This is a genomic window from Actinomadura vinacea (genome assembly GCF_039532545.1).
Classification (GTDB): Bacteria; Actinomycetota; Actinomycetes; order Streptosporangiales; family Streptosporangiaceae; genus Spirillospora; species Spirillospora vinacea.
This window is the reverse complement of sequence record NZ_BAAARW010000020.1, coordinates 119,719-138,189: the sequence shown is the minus strand read 5'-3', so window position 1 is coordinate 138,189 and position 18,471 is coordinate 119,719. Positions and strand designations below refer to the sequence as shown.

At 70.3% G+C, this 18,471-nt stretch carries 17 protein-coding genes; 11 read left to right on the top strand and 6 right to left on the bottom strand.

Features of this window, described 5'->3' with window-relative positions; genetic code table 11:
- Positions 1–50: 50 nt before the first annotated feature.
- From ABD340_RS25060 to ABD340_RS25050, 3 genes are all read left to right on the top strand, one after another.
- Positions 51–689, top strand: a complete 639-nt coding sequence (locus ABD340_RS25060) for a TetR/AcrR family transcriptional regulator (protein WP_344592080.1) — start codon at positions 51–53, stop codon at positions 687–689.
- Between the two features lie 280 nt (positions 690–969).
- Entirely contained in the window at positions 970–1,386 is a 417-nt protein-coding gene (locus tag ABD340_RS25055; protein ID WP_344592078.1) for a hypothetical protein, read from the top strand.
- The gene (locus tag ABD340_RS25050; RefSeq protein WP_344592076.1) at positions 1,383–3,995 is read left to right on the top strand and encodes an ATP-binding protein; all 2,613 of its coding nucleotides are present in this window, start codon (positions 1,383–1,385) and stop codon (positions 3,993–3,995) included. Before ABD340_RS25055 ends, ABD340_RS25050 begins: the two co-directional genes overlap by 4 nt.
- A gap of 436 nt (positions 3,996–4,431) precedes the next feature.
- On the opposite strand, the gene ABD340_RS25045 is transcribed toward ABD340_RS25050, so the two are convergent.
- The gene (locus tag ABD340_RS25045) at positions 4,432–5,496 is read right to left on the bottom strand and encodes a S1 family peptidase (RefSeq protein ID WP_344592074.1); all 1,065 of its coding nucleotides are present in this window, start codon (positions 5,494–5,496) and stop codon (positions 4,432–4,434) included.
- Between the two features lie 432 nt (positions 5,497–5,928).
- Entirely contained in the window at positions 5,929–6,969 is a 1,041-nt protein-coding gene (locus tag ABD340_RS25040) for an LLM class F420-dependent oxidoreductase (protein ID WP_344592072.1), read from the bottom strand.
- A gap of 172 nt (positions 6,970–7,141) precedes the next feature.
- On the opposite strand from ABD340_RS25040, the gene ABD340_RS25035 reads away from it, so the two are divergent.
- From ABD340_RS25035 to ABD340_RS25000, 8 genes are all read left to right on the top strand, one after another.
- Positions 7,142–7,936 carry an ABC transporter ATP-binding protein gene (locus ABD340_RS25035; protein WP_344592070.1) on the top strand — a complete coding sequence of 265 codons (795 nt, stop codon included), beginning with the start codon at positions 7,142–7,144 and terminating at the stop codon, positions 7,934–7,936.
- Entirely contained in the window at positions 7,933–8,730 is a 798-nt protein-coding gene (locus ABD340_RS25030) for an ABC transporter ATP-binding protein (RefSeq protein ID WP_344592069.1), read from the top strand. Before ABD340_RS25035 ends, ABD340_RS25030 begins: the two co-directional genes overlap by 4 nt.
- Positions 8,727–9,617: a branched-chain amino acid ABC transporter permease gene (locus ABD340_RS25025; RefSeq protein ID WP_344592067.1), complete on the top strand. Its 891-nt coding sequence runs from the start codon at positions 8,727–8,729 to the stop codon at positions 9,615–9,617. Before ABD340_RS25030 ends, ABD340_RS25025 begins: the two co-directional genes overlap by 4 nt.
- The gene (locus tag ABD340_RS25020) at positions 9,610–10,785 is read left to right on the top strand and encodes a branched-chain amino acid ABC transporter permease (protein WP_344592066.1); all 1,176 of its coding nucleotides are present in this window, start codon (positions 9,610–9,612) and stop codon (positions 10,783–10,785) included. Before ABD340_RS25025 ends, ABD340_RS25020 begins: the two co-directional genes overlap by 8 nt.
- Positions 10,782–12,020: an ABC transporter substrate-binding protein gene (locus ABD340_RS25015; protein ID WP_344592064.1), complete on the top strand. Its 1,239-nt coding sequence runs from the start codon at positions 10,782–10,784 to the stop codon at positions 12,018–12,020. The genes ABD340_RS25020 and ABD340_RS25015 overlap by 4 nt, the downstream gene beginning before the upstream one ends.
- A gap of 120 nt (positions 12,021–12,140) precedes the next feature.
- Entirely contained in the window at positions 12,141–12,734 is a 594-nt protein-coding gene (locus tag ABD340_RS25010; RefSeq protein ID WP_344592062.1) for a TetR/AcrR family transcriptional regulator, read from the top strand.
- 104 nt (positions 12,735–12,838) lie between these two features.
- Complete coding sequence (locus ABD340_RS25005; protein WP_344592061.1) at positions 12,839–13,990, top strand: acyl-CoA dehydrogenase family protein; 1,152 nt, start codon at positions 12,839–12,841, stop codon at positions 13,988–13,990.
- Between the two features lie 41 nt (positions 13,991–14,031).
- Positions 14,032–14,793, top strand: coding sequence for a crotonase/enoyl-CoA hydratase family protein (locus ABD340_RS25000; RefSeq protein ID WP_344592059.1), 762 nt, complete (start codon positions 14,032–14,034; stop codon positions 14,791–14,793).
- A 42-nt stretch (positions 14,794–14,835) separates the two neighbouring features.
- Here the strand turns inward: ABD340_RS25000 and ABD340_RS24995 are convergent, their stop codons facing one another.
- The 4 genes from ABD340_RS24995 to ABD340_RS24980 all read right to left on the bottom strand — a co-directional run bounded on the left by ABD340_RS24995 (position 14,836) and on the right by ABD340_RS24980 (position 18,469).
- On the bottom strand, positions 14,836–15,294 hold the full coding sequence (locus ABD340_RS24995; RefSeq protein WP_344592058.1) for a MaoC family dehydratase: 459 nt from the start codon (positions 15,292–15,294) through the stop codon (positions 14,836–14,838).
- A complete protein-coding gene (locus tag ABD340_RS24990) occupies positions 15,291–16,502 on the bottom strand; it encodes an acetyl-CoA C-acetyltransferase (RefSeq protein WP_344592057.1) in 1,212 nt (403 codons plus the stop codon). Before ABD340_RS24990 ends, ABD340_RS24995 begins: the two co-directional genes overlap by 4 nt.
- A gap of 78 nt (positions 16,503–16,580) precedes the next feature.
- Positions 16,581–17,324 carry a 3-oxoacyl-ACP reductase FabG gene (fabG, locus tag ABD340_RS24985; RefSeq protein ID WP_344592055.1) on the bottom strand — a complete coding sequence of 248 codons (744 nt, stop codon included), beginning with the start codon at positions 17,322–17,324 and terminating at the stop codon, positions 16,581–16,583.
- Entirely contained in the window at positions 17,321–18,469 is a 1,149-nt protein-coding gene (locus tag ABD340_RS24980; RefSeq protein WP_344592053.1) for an acyl-CoA dehydrogenase family protein, read from the bottom strand. Before ABD340_RS24980 ends, fabG begins: the two co-directional genes overlap by 4 nt.
- Positions 18,470–18,471: the final 2 nt, after the last annotated feature.

Sequence of the window (18,471 nt, the reverse complement as noted above, 5' to 3'; positions counted from 1 at the left end):
TACCGGGTAACGAGATTACTCTCGTGGGGGGCATGAGGCTAGGGGGAGCGATGACGGCGGGAACGGGCCGGACGGCACGGGCGCGGCCGCGTGAGGCCATCGTGGAGGCGGTGCTGGAACTGCTGAAAGAGGGCGGCTATGAGGCCGTTCATCTGCGGGAGGTAGCCCGGCGCGCTCGGGTCTCCCTGGCGACGATCTACAAGTTCTTCCCCACCCGGGAGGAGTTGATCGTGACGGCCGTGGAGCGGTGGATGGCGGCCAACGGCTGCGCCGACCTGGTCCCGGCCGTTCCCGGCGAGACCCTCTACGAAGGTCTCATGCGGGTGTTCCGGCATGTCTTCGAGCCGTGGGAGCGCGACCCGCGGATGCTGGAGGTCTACCAGCGGGCGCAGGCAAGCCCGGGTGGGCAACGGCTTCGCCGCCAGACCACGTGGACGATCGAGCCCGTCGGGCGGGCGATGCTTCAGGGACTCGACCCGCACTACGCCGCCGACGTCGCACTCGTCCTCACCCATCTGGGCCACGCCGTCGTGGGCGCCTTCGCCGCCGGCGAACTCGACGTCACCGAGATCCTGCCTGTCCTCGAACGCGCCGTGTACCGCCTGACCGCAGACAACGCGACGGCCGCCAAAGGCCTCTCCGGCACGGGCCCGGGCGCACAAACCGGTGGCAGCAAACCCCGAGCGTAGTCGGTCACCGTGTGTGGTTGCCGGGGGCGTAGCGGCTCCAGGGGCCGGCAGCGTGGGCGGCGATGATGGCGACGCTCTCGTTGTGGTGGTCGGGCATGCGGGCGAAAGGATCCGCGCATACCGGACGCCGAGCAGGATCCCCCGAGCCAATGAGGTGCCTTTGGGGCGTTGTTATGTCCGCATGCGGACAAAACAGCACCCCAAAGCATTAAGTGCGCTGGGTGGTGCTGCGTACGATCCCAATGGTGGGAGAGTCGGTCCGGCGGCTGTGAGGGACGTTATGGATCCGGTTGTGGTGGCGGCTGGAACGGCGCTGATCGGGGCGATGGCCACCGACGCCTGGCAACACGTTCGCACGGGTGTCGTCGGATTGTGGCGGCGAGGTCGTCCGGAGCAGGCGGAGGGAATCCAGGCCGAACTGGCGGAGGTCCGTGCCGAGGTGCTGGCGGCGCGCGATGAGGGTGATGAGGCGACTGAGCAGGCGCTGGTGGGGGCATGGCAGGTCCGTTTGCAGCGGCTGGTGCGCGAGGACCCGGCGTTGGGGGCCGAGCTGCGTCGATTGCTCGACGAGACGCTCACCCCGCCGCTTGCGCCGGGGGAGAGAGACCAGATCACCTCGATCGTCCTGAAGGCCACGGCGCGCGATCATGGCCGGGTCTACCAGGCGGGACGCGATCAGCACATCACCGAGCGGTGAGCGCCGGGAGCGGGCAGAGCGATCCGCCGGAGGCGAGCCTGCGGGCATGGGCCGGTGGCGCCGGGCGGGTCTACCAAGCGGCCGGGGACCAGTACATTCATGAAGGCCTGCCGGCGGCGCCCGCGGCGGTCACCAACACGCTTCCGCGGGACACGTTCGCGTTCGAGGGCCGCGATCAAGAGTTGCGGGAACTGGTCGACGCGGTGCGGCGCAGGACGGAGGCCGGGGAGCTTCTGCCGATCTACACGATCGATGGCATGCCCGGAGTCGGTAAGACCGCGTTCGCGGTCCATACGGCGCATCTTCTGGCCGATGGCTTTCCTGACGGGACGCTGTTCGTGGACCTGCACGCGCATACCGCCGGGCAACTCCCGGTCGAGCCGGCCGATGCGCTCGGTTCACTGCTGAGCATTGTCGGGGTGGCCGCGCAATACATCCCCGCAGGGATGGACGCCAGAGCCGCGATGTGGCGGGACCGTCTCGCGGGCAAGCGGGTACTGCTCGTTCTGGACAACGCGGCCGGCCACCATCAGGTGGAGCCGCTGCTGCCCGGCACCGAAAACTGCCTGGTCCTTGTCACCAGCCGTCGGCGGCTCAGCGCACTGGGCGCGACGGTGCCGCTGCCGCTCGGCGTCCTGTCGGCCGCCCAGGCCACCGCCTTGCTGGCCACTTTGTCGGGCCGGGACCTCTCGGGTATCGAGGCCGCCGCTGACACGGTCGTCCGGCTCTGCGGCCACCTTCCGCTGGCCATCTCGCTGCTGGCAGGCAGGCTGCGCCATCATCCTTCATGGCTCGTCGAAGACCTCATCGAAGACCTGGCGGACGCACAAACCAGGCTCGATGAACTCCAGGCGGAAGACACCGCGGTGGCCACCACATTCGAACTGTCCTACCAACGCCTGCCCGAGGACCGGAAGGCCTTCTTCCGGCGGCTCGGCCTGCATCCGGGCGAGGACATCGACGACCAGGCCGCGGCGGCGCTCGCCGGCATCCCCCTTGTGCAGGCCCGCCGCCACTTGACCGCCCTGCACGACGACCATCTGATCGATGAGCCACGCCGCCGCCGCTACCGCATGCACGACCTGATCCGTGACTACACCCGTGCCCTGGCCGGCCATGACGGGCCCTCGAAGGGCGAGGAGGCCATCGGTCAGCTGTTCGACTACTACCAGCGCACCGCTGCTCTGGCCGACCGGCACCTGGGCCCCGCTCTCCGTACCAACATCCCCGCGAACCCCGGCGTCTCGGACTCACCCGTTCCGACGACCCGCGAGACGGCACTGCACTGGATGGAAACCGAACGAGCCAACCTGCTCGCATGCGCTGAGCACACCATCCGCCAGAACCAGCATCCGCGGCTCCTTCGATTCGCCGAGGCCATGGCAGGCTTCCTCCGCCAGGCAGGGCCTTGGGACCGGGCAATCGAAATCCACCGCGCCGCCACGGCCGCGGCAGAACACGACGCCGATCCACCCGCACAAGCAAAGGCCCTTGTTCACCTTACGATCGTCCAATACCTCAGCGGCGCCTACCCGCCGGCGCGCGAAGCGGCGAAGCGTGCGCTGACCCTGTACCGCGACCTGGGTGATCTCCCCGGGCAGGCGGCTGCTCTTTGTCACCTGGGTATCATTCATGAGCTGACCAATGAACACGAACCCGCCACCCAGGCACTCGAACGGTCGTTGGCACTCTATCGCTGCCTCGACGACCGGAAAGGGCAGGCGGATGCCATTACCCATCTCGGAATCGTGCGATACTGGAGTTCTGACTATCCGGGCGGGAGTGAGCTCCTGGAGCAGGCGGTCATGCTCTACCGCGAGGTGGGAGACCTGCCCGGGCAGGCCAACGCCTCGTATCATCTGGGCCTCATCAGATGGCTTATCGACGATTACCCCGGAGCAGCTGAGGCGCTGGAAAAATCAATGACCCTTCATCGCGGGTCCGGTAACCGGCTCGGCATGGCCGAAGCCCAGAACTGGCTCGGCGCGGTGTGGCGCACCATCGGCGAATATGAAGCCGCCACAAGGGCGCAGTCAGACGCCCTGGCCGTCTTCCGGGAGATGGGGAGCCGCTTCGATGAGGCGGAAGCGCTCTACAACCTGGGCGTCACCTCCTGGTCCACCGAAGACTACGACACGGCGGCAGAGTTCTTGGAAGCTTCCCTGCTCGCATGCCGGGAATTGGACAACCCTCTTGGTGAAGCCGATTCGCTCTGCGTTCTTGGCTCCGTTCACCGCCATACCGGCGACCACGCCAAGGCGACCGAACTGCTCGATAAGTCACTGACACTCTACCGTGAACTGGACAACGAACTCGGAGAGGCCGCCACCCTGAACGAAATAGGCGCTTTGCTGTTCGCGTCGGGACGCCACGCCGAGGCTCTTGAACATTATGAATTCGCTCTTCGTCTCGCGCGTTCGGTCAACGGTCCGTTCGAGGAGGCCGTCGCGCTCGCCGGAATCGGCCGCCATGCCCATCATGAACGCGAGACGGTAACCGCTATCGCTCATTTTCGGGATGCGCTTGCGATCCTCCAGCGCATCGGCGCCGCCGCAGCCAAGAAGATGGAACTTGAACTGACCGCCCTAGAAAAAGCCGACCAGGGCTAGGGGGTGTTTCATAAGTCTCGTCCAGCAGGACAGCAGGCTTATGAAACCCCCCTAGTGCGCCGAGTCATCGATTCGGCCGCAGCGGACCGCGGAGCTTGTGGGGTGCCAGAACTCGTCCATGGCATGTGAACTGGGCCTCTACCCTCGGCTCTCATGTTCTTTCGGCGGGTGTAGCTCGACGTGGTGTGCCGCTCGGAAACTCGGTCTCATGCCGTGAGGCGTTCGGGAGTCGGCGGGGTCGATCGCCGCGCTGCCGTCCGAGCGCGACCTGTTCCACCGCGCGATCACCCAGAGCGTGCCCGGCACGTTCTTCTCCCCAGCCCTGGCCGACCGGGTGGCGGACGCCGTCTACCCGGAGCTAGATGGCGACGACGCAGGGCCGGGCGGGGTGTACCCGCCCGGCCCTGGACTCACGCGAGGGTCGTCACGTGGGGGATCAGTAGACGCTCACGCCGTACGCGCTGAGCGCCTCGGTGACGGGCTGGAAGAAGGTCGTGCCGCCGGACGTGCAGTTGCCGCTGCCGCCGGAGGTCAGGCCGAGCGCGACCGTGCCCGCGAACAGGGAGCCGCCGCTGTCGCCGGGCTCGGCGCACACGCTGGTGCGGATCATGCCCGTGACGGTGCCCTCGGCGTAACGGACGGTCTGGTTGAGCGCGGTCACCGAGCCGCTGCGCACGCGCGTCGTGCTGCCGCTGCGGCGCACCGACTGCCCGACGACCGCGTTGCCCGCGGAGGTGATGTCCTGGGAGCCGCCGTACAGGTAGACGTCACCGGTCCTGGCGACCGAGCCGGTGTAGCGGACGATGCCGTAGTCGTTGCCCGGGAAGCTGGTGCCCGTCCGGGTGCCCAGCACCGTGCTGCCGCCGGAGTTGGCGTACCACGTCGACCCGATGTTGGTGCAGTGCCCGGCGGTCAGGAAGTAGTCCGTGCTGCCGCTGCGCACGTTGAAGCCGAGCGAGCAGCGCGAACCGCCGGTGTAGATGGCCTGCCCGCCCGCGATGAGCGTGCTGAACGTGCCGGAGACGTGCTCCAGCCGGACCGCGTCGCCCTGCTTCTTCGCGACGCTCTTCAGCGCGGCGAGCTTGCTGCCGGTGACGGAGTCGTCGTAGGACAGGACGACCTTGTTGCCGGCCGGGTCGACGGCCCACGCGGTGCCCGCGGTCTTGACCGAGCGGTCCAGCGTGTCGGTGACCTTCTTCAGTTCGGCGCCGTCACGGGCGACGGTGCGGGGGACGGCTCCGGCGGCGCGCACCTGGTCGGCGGACTTGGCGTCGGTGACCGTGACGACGAGCTTGCCGTTGGCGAGGTAGGAGCCGCCGGAACGGGTGCCGAGCTGTTCCGACAGGCTGGTGGCGAGCACGCCCGGGTTGTCGGACTGTACCTGCGGCGCCGCCGGCGCGGGCGCCGCGGGTGCGGCGCTCGCGGCGGGGGCGGTGACCAGAGCGGTCGCGGCGGCGATGACGGCTGCTCCGACGACCGTGGCGGGGGGCATGGGGCGCATCTGTGCCTCCAAGTCGTCAGGACGCCTCCGGGTGAGGTGTCCCGAGTGCCTTGGATCTTCAAGGCACCGTTGAACCCGCACAAGACGAAGAAGTTGACCAATGATCTGACCTGCTATGGCAACACTGCGAAAATTGCCGTGTCAGTGTGGGGTCGGCGTCTTGTTTGTGCTTGAGGGCAAAAGTGCCGACTTGGCCGGATGCGGACGCCTCTGCGGGACCCGTCAAGATCGTCTCCGGCCCGGCGCGGGGATCAGCGGCCGCTGCGGCGGCATCCGATGTGGCCGCGTTGGCGCACCGAGGGGGCCCGGTCGCGCGGGACGGCAGTGGTCGGGTGGTCGAGCAGCGGCGGGGGATAAAGCGGTCAAAATGACTGACGGGCATTCGCGTTGCTGCTGCGAATGCCCTGGTCAGTGGCGGGTGCGCCGTCGTTCTCAGGGCATCAGGTTCCGCAGTTGCTCTATGGTGACGACCTTTTCGGCGAGGGTGTCGGCGAGTGGCTTCACGCTCACTGTGGTGACGCCGCACTCGGCGAGTTCGGCGATCCGCTCGGCCACATACTCTTTGGGCCCGATGAGGGACGTCGCGCGCAGCAGGTCTTCGGGAACCGCGGCCTCCGCCTCCTTCTTGCGTCCCGACAGGTAGAGCTCCTGAATGAGCTCCGCCTCCCGCTCGTAGCCGTACCGGCGGGCGAGGTCGTTGTAGAAGTTCTTGCCCCGGGCGCCCATGCCGCCGATGTAGAGGGCGAGTTGCGGGCGCGCCCGGTCGAGCAGGTGGTCGACGTCGTCGCCGATGGCCAGCGGCATGGTCACCACGATGTCCAGCGGGTCCAGGGACGGGTCCCGGCGGGCCTGGCCGGCGGCGAGGGACGGGCCCCAGACCTCGTGCAGCCTGCCGGGGTGTACGAAGATCGGCAGCCAGCCTTCGGCGACCTCGGCGGCGAGCTCCACGTTCTTGGGGCCGATGGCGGCCAGCATGATCGGGATGCGGGCGCGCACCGGCTGGTTGATGAGCTTCAGCGGCTTGCCCAGCCCGGTCCCGCGGTCGGCCGGCAGCGGAAGTTCGTAGTGTTCGCCCCGGTGCACGACCTTCTCGCGGCTCCACACCCGGCGGCAGATCTCCACGATCTCGCGCGTGCGGGCGATCGGCGCGTGGTAGGGCACGCCGTGGAAGCCTTCGACCACCTGCGGGCCGGACGCGCCGAGACCGAGGATGAACCGGCCGTCCGAAACGTGGTCGAGACCGGCCGCGGTCATCGCGAGCAGCGACGGCGTCCGGGTGTAGATGGGCAGGATCGCCGACGCCAGCCGCATGCGTTCGGTGACCGCGGCCAGGTATCCGAGCTGGCTCACGGCGTCGAAGGAGTAGGCCTCCGCCACGAAGGCGACCTCGACCCCGGCGGTCTCCAGGTCGCGCAGGTCCGCGGCCGCCTGCTTGAAACCGCCGCCGTAGCTGAGGGTCATGCCGATTCGCATAGTGAACCTCCAGGATCAGAAGAGGCCGGAAGGGGCTTCGCGACCCCCGGTTCCGGCTGCCGTGAAGTGTTGACGGGTGTGATGCCGCTCACCTACATTACCCCTACTTAACGAACGATCGATAGTGAGAGCGCTGCGACAGGCGGTGGCTTACGGCAGGCAAGGAGGCCGAATGCTCAATATCGAAGAGCTCGTCGTCCGTTATGGTGCGCGCAACCCGGTAGTGCACGGGGTGAGCATTGACGTCGCCGAGGCGGGCGTGGTGGCCCTGCTGGGCGCCAACGGCGCGGGGAAGACCTCTCTGATGCGCGCCGTCTCGGGCACGTTGCCGTTGCACGGAGGATCGGTCGCCGCGGGGACGATCAAGTTCCTGGACCGGGAGATCACCCGGGCGAACCCGGCGGCCGTCATGGCCTCGGGACTGGTGCAGGTCCCCGAGGGACGGCACGTGTTCGGCGCGCTCACCGTCGACGAGAACCTCGACGCGGGCGCCATCACCGTCCGGTCCCGCGAGGCGCGGGCGCGCGCCCGCCGCCAGGTGTTCGAGATGTTCCCCAGGCTGGCCGAGCGGCGCCGGCAGCGCGCCGGGACGCTGTCCGGCGGTGAGCAGCAGATGCTGGCCATCGCCCGCGCGCTGATGTCCCGGCCGAAGCTGCTGCTGCTCGACGAGCCGTCGCTCGGTCTGGCGCCGATGCTGGTGAAGCAGATCGGCGAGACCGTGGGCGAGATCGCCCGCGACGGTGTGCCCGTGCTGCTGGTGGAGCAGAACGCGGCGATGGCGCTGTCGGTCGCCGACCGGGCGTACGTCCTGGAGCTGGGCCGGGTCGTGTTGAGCGGGCCGGCCGACGAGCTGTCCCGCAGCGACGAGGTCGGCCGGCTCTACCTGGGCGACGCGGACGGTGACGCGGACGGGCACCTGCGCGGCGAGAGCCCGGCCGTGCCGCGGCTGGCCCGGTGGACGGCATGAGCGCGCCCCGCCTGGAGGTGGACGCGGTGAGCGTGGCCTTCAGCGGCCTGCGGGCTCTGGACGAGGTGTCCTTCACCGTCGAGCCTGGCACGGTCCACGCGGTCATCGGCCCCAACGGGGCGGGGAAGTCGTCGCTGCTCAACGCGCTGTGCGGCATCTACCCCGTGACCGGCGGGCGCATCCTGCTGGACGAGCACGAGGTGACCCGGTTGCGGCCTGACCGCGTCGCGGCGCTGGGGGCCGGCAGGACGTTCCAGAACATCGTCGTCTCGCCGCGTGAGTCGGTGCTGGACAACCTGATGGTCGGGCGGCACCGGCTGACCCGCGCCGGCCTGGTCGCGACCGCGCTGCGGCTCGACCGCCGCGAGGCGCGCCGGCACGAGGCGCGGGTACGGGAGATCGCCGCGTTCGTCGGCCTCACGGCGCTGCTGGACAGCACCGCCGGACGGCTGCCCTACGGCGACCTCAAGCGCCTCGAATTCGCCAGGGCGCTGTGCCTGGAGCCGCGCCTGCTCATCCTTGACGAACCCGTGGCCGGCCTGAACGGCGCGGAGAGCCGGGAGCTGGGGCGGCTCGTCGTCGCGGCGCGCGAGGCCCTCGACCTCACGGTGGTCTTCGTGGAGCACGACATGGGCGTGGTCATGTCGATCGCCGATCGTGTCACGGTGCTGGACTTCGGCCGGGTCGTCGCAGAGGGAACGCCCGCCGAGGTGCGCCGGGACCCGACCGTGGTCAGCGCCTACCTCGGCGCGCCGGACGAGGCCGGCCAAGGGGAGGAGAGGACGCCGCAATGACCCATCTGCTGGAACTGCTCGTCAACGGCGTGTCGCTGGGCCTGCTGTACGCGCTCATCACGCTCGGATTCGTCATCATCTTCAAGGCCACCCGGGTGGTGAACTTCGCGCACGCGTCGTTCCTGCTGCTCGGCGTGTACATCGTGGCCGCGAACCAGGCGCGGATCGGGTTCGCCGCCGCGGCCGTGCTCGGCCTCGCCGTCACCGGCCTGCTCGCGCTGGCCGCCGAGCGGCTCCTGATCGCGCGCATCGAACAGCACAACCACCACGCGATGGCGATCGTCACGATCGGTCTCAACGTCGTGCTGATCGCCGAACTGACACGGCGCCTGGGGGAGAAGGTGCTGCCGCTGGGAGCGCCGTGGGACGGCCACGTGGTCGATCTCGGCCCGCTGAGCCTGCCGCTCACGGTCGTCATCACCGTGGTGGCCGTGCCGCTGCTGATCGGCGGGCTCACCGCGCTGCTCACGCTCACCGGCTGGGGGCTGGCGATGCGCGCTTCCATCGCCGACGCCGAGGGCGCGGCACTGGTGGGAATCCGGCTGCGCCGCGTGTCCGCCACCGCCTGGGCGACGGCCGGCCTGCTGGCCGCCACGGCCGGCATCGGCCTGGCCTCGTTCCCCAACCCCGGCGTCAGCGTGAGCCTGGAGGCGGTCGCGATCACCGCGTTCCCGGCGGCCATCATCGGCGGGTTCGACTCGCTCGGCGGGGCCATCGCGGGCGGGCTCATCGTCGGGGTCGTCCAGGTGCTGGTGACCGGCTACCAGGACTCGCTGTCGTTCCTCGGGCTCGGCGTCGGCGACGTCGTCGCCTATCTCGTGATGATCGTCGTGCTGCTGTGGCGGCCGTCCGGACTGTTCGGCTCGAAGGAGGTCAGCCGTGTCTGACGACACCGTCGCCCCGTCCCGCTCCGCGGCCGAGACGCGGCCCTCCGACGCGCCGGCCCGGTCGCTGCCGCAACGCCTGCGCGGCGCCGCCCTCGCGGCCGTCGTGATGGTCGTGCTGCTGGCGCTGCCGTTCTACGTCGACGCGTTCTGGCTGCGCATCGGCCTGTTCGCGATGGCCGCGGCCGTCGGGGCGCTCGGCCTGACCATCCTGTTCGGCGCGGCCGGGCAGCTGTCGCTCGGCCACGCCTTCTTCGTCGCCGTCGGGACGTACGGGTACGCGTTCCTGTCCGGCGACGACCACGGCGAGGTGAAGGGCCTGGGACTGCCCCCGCTCGCGGCGGCCGTGCTGGCGACCCTGCTCGCGGGCGCGTGCGGCCTGCTGTTCAGCCCGATCGCCGGCCGGTTGCGCGGTATCTATCTGGGCATCGCCTCGCTGGGCCTGGTCTTCCTCGGCCACCACCTGCTGCTCAACCTGCGGCCGGTGACCGGCGGCTACGACGGGCGCAACGTCGAGCCGTTCTCGCTCGGCGGCTTCACCTTCTCCGACGCCTCGGACCTCCTACTGTTCCGAGTCCCGTTCGGGGCCGTGGAGAGCCTCTGGTACCTGTTCCTCGGGGTCACCGTCGTGGCCACGCTGGTGGCCCGCAACGTGCTGCGGGGACGGCCCGGCAGGGCGTTCCGCCTCATGCGCGACAGCGAGGTCGGCGCCGCCGCGATGGGCGTACGGGTGGGGCGCACCAAGGCGGCGGCGTTCGTCCTGTCCTCGATGTACGCCGGCGTCGGTGGTGTGCTGACCGCGCTGGCCTTCCAGCGCGCCGTCCCCGACTACTTCGACCTCCACCTGTCCATCGACTTCCTCGCCATGATCATCCTCGGTGGCCTCGGCTCGACGTCCGGCGCGCTCGTGGGCGCGACGTTCGTGATCGCGCTGCCGATCGTGCTGTCCCGGTACGCCGACGCGCTGCCGCTGGTGGTCGGGCCGGGCCAGGACGGGCTGGAGGCGTCCATCGCCGCGCAGTTCGTGTACGGCGCGCTCGTCGTGGTCGTCATGCTGACCCAGCCCGGCGGGCTGCGCGCGATGGTGACCGCCGTCCGGGACCGGCGCCGGCCGGCCGCCGCCCCCCGAACCTCCACCCCCACCCCAGTTCCTGCCAGGAGGACCCCATGAACCGGTTCCGTCCCCCCGCGCGCGCCGCGGTCGCCCTCGCGCTCGCCCTGTCCGCCGTCGGATGCTCGTCCAAGGCCGTCGACTCCTCGCAGACCGCCCCGGGTGTCACCGATTCCACCATCAAGCTGGGAGTCCTGGCGGACCTGAGCGGCCCGTTCGCCACGTCCGGCAAGACCAGCAACACCGCCAGCCAGTTCGCCGTCGATGAGATCAACGCGGCCGGCGGCGTGTGCGGGCGGAAGATCGAGCTGGTCGTCCGGGACCACACCTACGACGTGCAGAAGGCGGTCACGGCCTACGACGAGGTCTCGCCGCAGGTGCTGTCGTTCGTCAACGTCTACGGCTCGGCGATCACCTCGGCGCTGCGCGAGAAGATCGCCGCGAAGGACGTGCTGATCGGCCTGACGGCGTTCGCCCCCACCCTGCTGGGCGATCCGCATCTCATCGTGGTCGGCTCCACCTACGACATCCAGGCGGTGAACAGCATCGACTGGATGGTGCGCCAGGGCATGCTGAAGAAGGGCGACACCCTCGGGCACATCTACCTGCAGGGCGAGATCGGCGACAACAGCCTGAAGGGCAGCAGGTTCGCGACCGGGCAGCTGGGGCTGAAGCTGGCCAGCCAGCAGATCAAGCCGACCGACGCCGACCTCACCAGCCAGGTGAACGCGATGAAGGCGGCCGGCGCGAAGGCGATCCTGCTGGACTCCACGGCCAAGCAGACCGCGGCGGTCGCCGGCGCCGCCCAGGCCGCCGGGCTGAACGTGCCGATCATGGGCAACGTGGCCTCCTTCACCACCAGTCTGCTGTCGACGGCGGCCGCGCCCGCGCTGCTCAAGAACTACTACCGGGTGTCGGGCGTCGGGCTGCTCGGGGAGGACGCGCCCGAGGTGAAGAAGCTCGCCGACAAGTGGAAGGCCAAGTTCGGCGGGCAGCAGCCCGAGTCGGGCGGCGCCGTCGTGCTCTCCTACGTGACCACCCACCTGTTCGCGAAGATCATCGGTGGCGCGTGCGGCAACCTGACGCGCAAGGGCGTGCTCGCGGCCCGCGCCAAGGTGACCGACTTCAGCATTCCCGGCCTCGGGCCGGCGCTGAACCTGTCCGACCCGGCGCAGCCGTCCTCGCGGGAGAGCCAGATTCACCGCCCCGACAAGGCCGTCTACGCCGGAATGAAGCTCGTCGAGGACTTCAAGGCGTCCGACCTCGCCAAGAAGTACCAGGTGAAGACGGGGTGACCGGGTCGGCGCCGGCCCGGTCGGCGCTGATGATCGAATATTCGGCAGGACGAAACAGAAAAGGTGGAGATGATGGCAGGCGGCACTGGGGATGCGGCGGCTGATCGTCTGCCTCCGGCGGTGGCCCGGGGCCAAGGGCTCGCCGCGATCATGCGGGCGGCCCGCGATGTCTTCGCCGAGCGCGGCTACCACGCCGCGTCGATCCGGGACATCGCCAGGGAGGCCGGGCTGAGCCTGTCCGCCTTGTACTACTACTACTCCGGCAAGCAGGCCCTGCTCGTCGCGCTGCTGGAGGACACGCTGGCCGACTACCAGAACAGCTGCGAGGTGGCGCTGGCCGCCGCCGGAGACGACCCGGCGGCCCGGCTGAACGCCTTCGTGCGGGCCACGGTGGAGTACCGGGTGCGGCGCCAGGTCGACAGCCTGCTCGCGCTGCGCGAGACGCGCAATCTGGAGCCGGACCAGCTCGAGGGGTTCGTCCAGCGGCGCGACGCGCTGCCGGGGCTGCTGCAGGAGATCATCGAGGACGGCGTGGCGTGCGGGCTGTTCGCCACGCCGTACCCCGACGAGGCGCAGCGGACGGTCCTGGCGATGTGCAACGCGATCGCCCAGTGGTACCAGCCGTCCGGCGACCTGACCGTCACCGACCTGGTGGACCGGTACGTCCACCTGTCGCTCACCCTCGTGGAGTACCGCCTGCCCGGGGACCGGTAGCGCCCTCGGTCCCGGCCCTTGACCGGCGACGTGAAAAGACCTAACTTAACGATCGTTCGACAAGTTGACGGGATCGCGTACCACCCGCCGGCAGAGGAGAAGTCATGCGACGCACCGTCTTCGACGATGACCACGAGGCATTCCGGGCCACCGTCCGCGACCTGCTCGCCCGCGAGGTCGCCCCGGTGTTCCCGGAGTGGGAGAAGGCGGGTGCGGCACCCCGAGACTTCTACCGGCTTCTGGGCAAGCTCGGCATCCTCGGCATGCAGGTGCCGGAGGAGTACGGCGGGGGCGGCCAGCGCAGCTTCAAGTTCAACGTCGTGGTCAACGAGGAGCTGGCACGCGCGCAGCTGGGGCTCGGCCCCATCCGGGTGCACACCGACATCGTGCTGCCGTACCTGCTGCGCTACGCCGACGACGAGCAGCGGCGGCGCTGGCTGCCCGGCGTCGCCTCCGGCGGGCTGATGACCGCGATCGCCATGACCGAGCCCGGCACCGGATCCGACCTGGCCGGCATCGCCACGACCGCGGTGCGCGACGGCGACCACTACGTCCTCAACGGGGCCAAGACGTTCATCACCGGCGCCGTCAACGCCGACCTGGTCCTCGTCGTCGCCCGTACGAGCCCGGCCCGGGAGGACGACCGCCGCGCCGGCCTCAGCATCCTCGTCGTCGAGACGGCGTCGGAAGGGTTCACGGTGGGCCGCAATCTGGAGAAGATCGGCCTCAAGGCGCAGGACACGGCCGAGCTCGCCTTCGCCGACGTCCGCGTGCCGGTGGAGAACCTTCTGGGCGAGGAGGGCCGCGCGTTCGACCACCTCCGGCACAACCTCGCGCAGGAACGGCTGTCCATCGCGGTGAACGCGCAGGCGTCCGCGGCCGGCGCGGTCGAGCTCACCGTCGACTACGTGAGGGAACGCGACGTGTTCGGCAAGCCGTTGTCGGCCTTCCAGAACACCAAGTTCACGCTGGCCGAGTGCGCGACCGAGGTGGAGGCGGGCCAGGCGCTGCTCGATCGCGCGCTGGAGGAGCACGACGCCGGCGGGCTGAGCGCGGCCGACGCGGCCAAGGTGAAGCTGTTCTGCACCGAGATGCAGTCCCGTGTCGTCGACAAGTGCCTGCAGCTGCACGGGGGTTACGGATACGTGCTTGAGTACCCGATCGCCCGCCTGTACGGCGACGCGAGGGTCACCCGCATCTACGGCGGCACGAGCGAGGTCATGAAGAGCATCATCGCCAAGTCCATCGGCCTGTGAGCCGGTGACGGACACGTCCGGGTGACCCAGGAGGTACCAAGATGAGCACAGTGCTGACCGAGTTCGCCGACGGCGTCGCGGTCATCACCATCAACCGGCCGCAGGCGCGCAACGCGGTGGACCTGGAGGTGACCAAGGCCCTCGCCGCCGCGATCGACGAGTTCGAGTCGCGGTCCGATCTGATGGTCGCGATCCTCACCGGCGCGGGCGGCACCTTCTGCTCCGGCATGGACCTGAAGGCGTTCGCGCGCGGCGAGAAGCCCGCCCTGCCGGGGCGCGGCTTCGCCGGCATCGCCGAGTGCCCGCCCGCCAAGCCGCTGATCACCGCGGTCGAGGGCTGGGCGGCCGCTGGCGGCTGCGAGCTGGCGCTCGCCGGCGACCTGGTGGTCGCCGCCCGGGACGCCACGTTCAGCCTTCCCGAGGTCAAGCGCGGCCTGATCGCGGCGGGCGGCGGCCTGCAGCGCGTCGCCAAGGCGCTGCCCTACCACCTGGCGATGCAGCTGGTGCTCACCGGCGACCCGCTCCCGGCCACGAAGGCACACGAGTACGGGCTGGTCAACGTGCTCGCCGAGCCGGGCGGCGCGCTGGAGGAAGCGCGTGCGCTGGCGGCCCGGATCGCCGCCAACGCGCCGCTCGCGGTGCGCGCGTCCAAGCAGATCGTCGCCGCGTCGGTGCGGTACACCGACGCGGAGGCGTTCGCGACGCAGCACGAGATATGGGTCGAGATCACGGCGTCCGCCGACGCGTTGGAGGGCCCTCGCGCCTTCGCCGAGAAGCGGGCGCCGGTCTGGACCGGCCGGTGAAACCAAGTGCGCGAGGCGCGGCACGCGCCTCGCGCACTTGTCTCATTGGAGGATCAGGGTGATGGTCTCGGCGACGCAGGCGGGTTTCTCCTGCCCGTCGATCTCGATGGTGTAGCGCGTGGTGAGAGAGGTTCCCGCGCCGGTCTGCCGCAGGTCGACGAAGGCGGCATGGGCCCGCAGGCGCGAACCCACGGGGACGGGGGCGGGGAAGCGCGCCTTGTTGATGCCGTAGTTGACGCGCGCCTGCCCCAGATCGAGGCGGAAGAGCCGCTGGCCGAAGTGGGGGATGAGCGACAGGGTCAGGTATCCGTGCGCGATGGTGCCGCCGAAAGGCCCGGCCGCGGCCCGTTCGGCGTCGACGTGGATCCACTGGTGGTCGCCGGTGGCGTCGGCGAAGGCGTTGACGCGCTCCTGGTCGACGAGCAGCCAGTCGCCCGGCCCGATCGGCCGGTCGAGCGCGCTCTCCACCTCGTCCAGGGACGCGAAGACATGGACGGTCATGCCGCCAACCGCTCGAAGACCGCGGCCAGCCCCTGGCCGCCGCCGACGCACATGGTCTCCAGGCCGTACCGTGCCTCCCGCCGGTGCAGCTCCCGCGACAGCGTCGCCAGCATCCGCACGCCGGTCGCCCCGACCGGATGCCCGAGCGAGATGCCGGAGCCGTGGACGTTCGTGCGCTCCAGGTCCGCGTCGCCGAACTTCCACTCCCGCATGACCGCCAGCGCCTGGGCCGCGAACGCCTCGTTCAGCTCGATGAGGTCCATGTCGGGGAGCGTCAGGCCGGCCAGCTCCAGGGCCGCCGCGGTGGCGGGCACCGGGCCGATGCCCATGAGTTTCGGCGGGACGCCCGCGACGGCCCACGACACGAGCCGGACCAGCGGCCGCAGCCCGAGCCGCTCGGCGCGTTCGGGCGTGGTGACGACGCACATCGCGGCGCCGTCGTTCTGGCCGCTGGCGTTGCCGGCGGTGACCGTCGCCTCCGGGTCGGCGTCGAGCAGGATCGGCCTGAGCCCGCCCAGCGACTCCGGCGAGGCGTCGGCGCGCGGATGCTCGTCGGTGTCGAGCACCGTCCCGCCGCCCCTGGTCCTGACCGGAGTGGGAATGATCTCCTCGGCGAAGATGCCGTTGGCCTGGGCCTTGACCGCCCGCTGGTGGGACCGCAGCGCCAGCTCGTCCTGCTCCTCGCGCGGGATCGCGTACTCGCGACGCAGGTTCTCGGCGGTCTCGAGCATGCCGCCGGGGACGGGGTGGTTCCTGCCGCCCGCGGTCTGCCGGGCGCGGGTGAGGCTGTCATGCACGGCGACGCCGTTCCGGGCGCCCCACCGCATGTCCACCGAGTAGTAGGTGGCGTTGCTCATGCTCTCGGTACCACCCGCGACGACGACCTCGTGCGCGCCGGTCCCCACCTGCATCGCGGCCTGGATGACGGCCTGCAGGCCCGAGCCGCACCGGCGATCGAGGTGCATCCCGGGGACGGTGACGGGCAGCCCGGCGTCCAGCGCGACGACCCGGCCGATCGCGGGCGCCTCGCTGCTGGCGTTGCAGTGGCCGAGGACGACATCGTCGATCACCTCCGGCGCGACGCCGGTGCGGTCGAGCAGGCCCTTGAGGGCGGTCACCCCGAGGTCGACCGCCGTCAGGTTCCTGAACATCCCGCCGTAGCGGCCTATCGGGGTACGGACGGGCTCGCAGATGACCGCTTCACGCATGGCCGGTGCCTTCTTCCTGGCGGGGCTCGAACTCGATCGTCAAGGTGGTGCCGGTGGGCGGTCGCCGGTCCATCGGCGCTACATGAACCTTCCCCCGGTCACTTCCAGCACCGTGCCGGTCATGTAGGAGGACAGGTCGCTGGCCAGGAACAGCGCCACGGTGGCGACCTCGTCCGGCTCGCCGGCGCGCCCCATCGGGATCTCGGCCATCTTCTGGTCCCACGCCTTGCGCGGCATCGCCTCGGTCATGGCCGAGCGGATCAGGCCGGGCTGGATGGCGTTGACCCGCACGCCGTGGTGCGCCATCTCCTTGGCGGCGGCCTTGGACAGCCCGACGACGCCCGCCTTGGCGGCGGAGTAGTTGGTCTGGCCGACCATCCCGACCTTCCCCGACACCGAGGAGATGTTCACGATCGCGCCGCGCTTGTGCTCGCGCATGACCGCCGCCGCCTTGCGGGTGCCGTTCCAGGTGCCCTTGAGGTGGACGTCGATGACCTGGTCGAACTGCTCCTCGGTCATCGTCCGCATGGTCGAGTCGCGGGTGATCCCGGCGTTGTTGACCATGACGTCCAGGGAGCCGAAGGCCTCCAGCGCGGTCTCGATCAGGGCGTCGACGTCCGCGGCGCTCGTGACGTCGCACCGCGCCGCGCGGGCCGTCTCGGCGCCGCCGAGTTCCCTGGCCGCCGCGTCGGCGGCCTCCAGGTTCAGGTCGCCGAGGACGACCCTCGCGCCTTCCTTGACGAAGAGTTCCGCGATGGCGAACCCGATGCCCTGGGCGCCTCCGGTGACGACCGCGGTCCGGCCGGCGAGCAGGTCCGTCATCGCGTCGCCCCTCTCAGCAGCTGCTTGGCGATGATGACCTTCTGCACCTCGCTGGTGCCCTCGTACAACCGGAACAGGCGGGCGTCGCGGTAGAACCGCTCGACCGGAACCGACCGCATGTACCCCATGCCGCCGTGGATCTGGACGGCCCGGTCGGCCACCCGGCCGACCATCTCCGTGCAGAAGAGCTTCGCGCACGACGGCGCCATGCGGCGGTCGCCGCCCTCGTCGTACGCCCGCGCCGCGTCCAGCACCATCGCCCGGCCGGCCAGCAGCTCGGTCTGCGACTCGGCGAGCATCGCCTGCACCTGCTGGAACTCGGCGATGGGACGGCCGCCCTGCCGGCTCGCCGCGGCGTGCGCGACGCTCTCCTCGACCAGCCGCCCGGCGAGCCCGACGCAGACCGCCGCGATGTGCAGCCGACCGCGCGCCAGCGACCGCATGGCGGCCGCGAAACCCTCGCCCTCGACCCCGCCGATCAGCGCGGACTCGGGCACGAACACGTCGTCGAGGAAGACCTCGGCGGTGTGCGCGCCGCGCTGTCCCATCTTCTCGTCGCCGGGGCCGACCCTGAGCCCCTGAGCACCCGCCTCGACCGCGAAGACGGAGATGCCCTTGGTGCCCTCGGTCGCGGCGTCCGTCCGGGCGAAGACCATGAACAGGTCGGCGCGGTCGGCGTTGGTGATGAACCGCTTCTGGCCGGTGATCCGGTAGCCGCCGTCGACCCGGACCGCCCGAGCGCGCATCCCGCTCGGGTCCGACCCGGCCTCGGGCTCGGTCAGGGCGAAGGAGGCGATCGCGCGGCCGGCGGCCAGGTCCGGCAGGTACCGCCGCTTCTGCTCCTCGGTGCCGAAGTTCACCAGCACCTGGCCGGCGATGCCGTTGTTGGTCCCGAGCAGCGAGCGGAAGGCGGGTGTGGTGTAGCCGAGCTCCATCGCCAGCCGGACGTCCTCGGTCATCGAGAATCCGAGGCCGCCGTGCTCCTCGGGCAGCGCGAACCCGAACAGTCCCATGTCGGCGGCCTTCGCGCGGATGGCCTCGGGGATCTCGTCGGTCCGCTCGATGTCGTCCTCCGCGGGGACGACCTCCTTGCGCACGAAGGTGCGCACCGCGGCGAGCACCTCCTGGAACGCTTCGCTCTCCATCG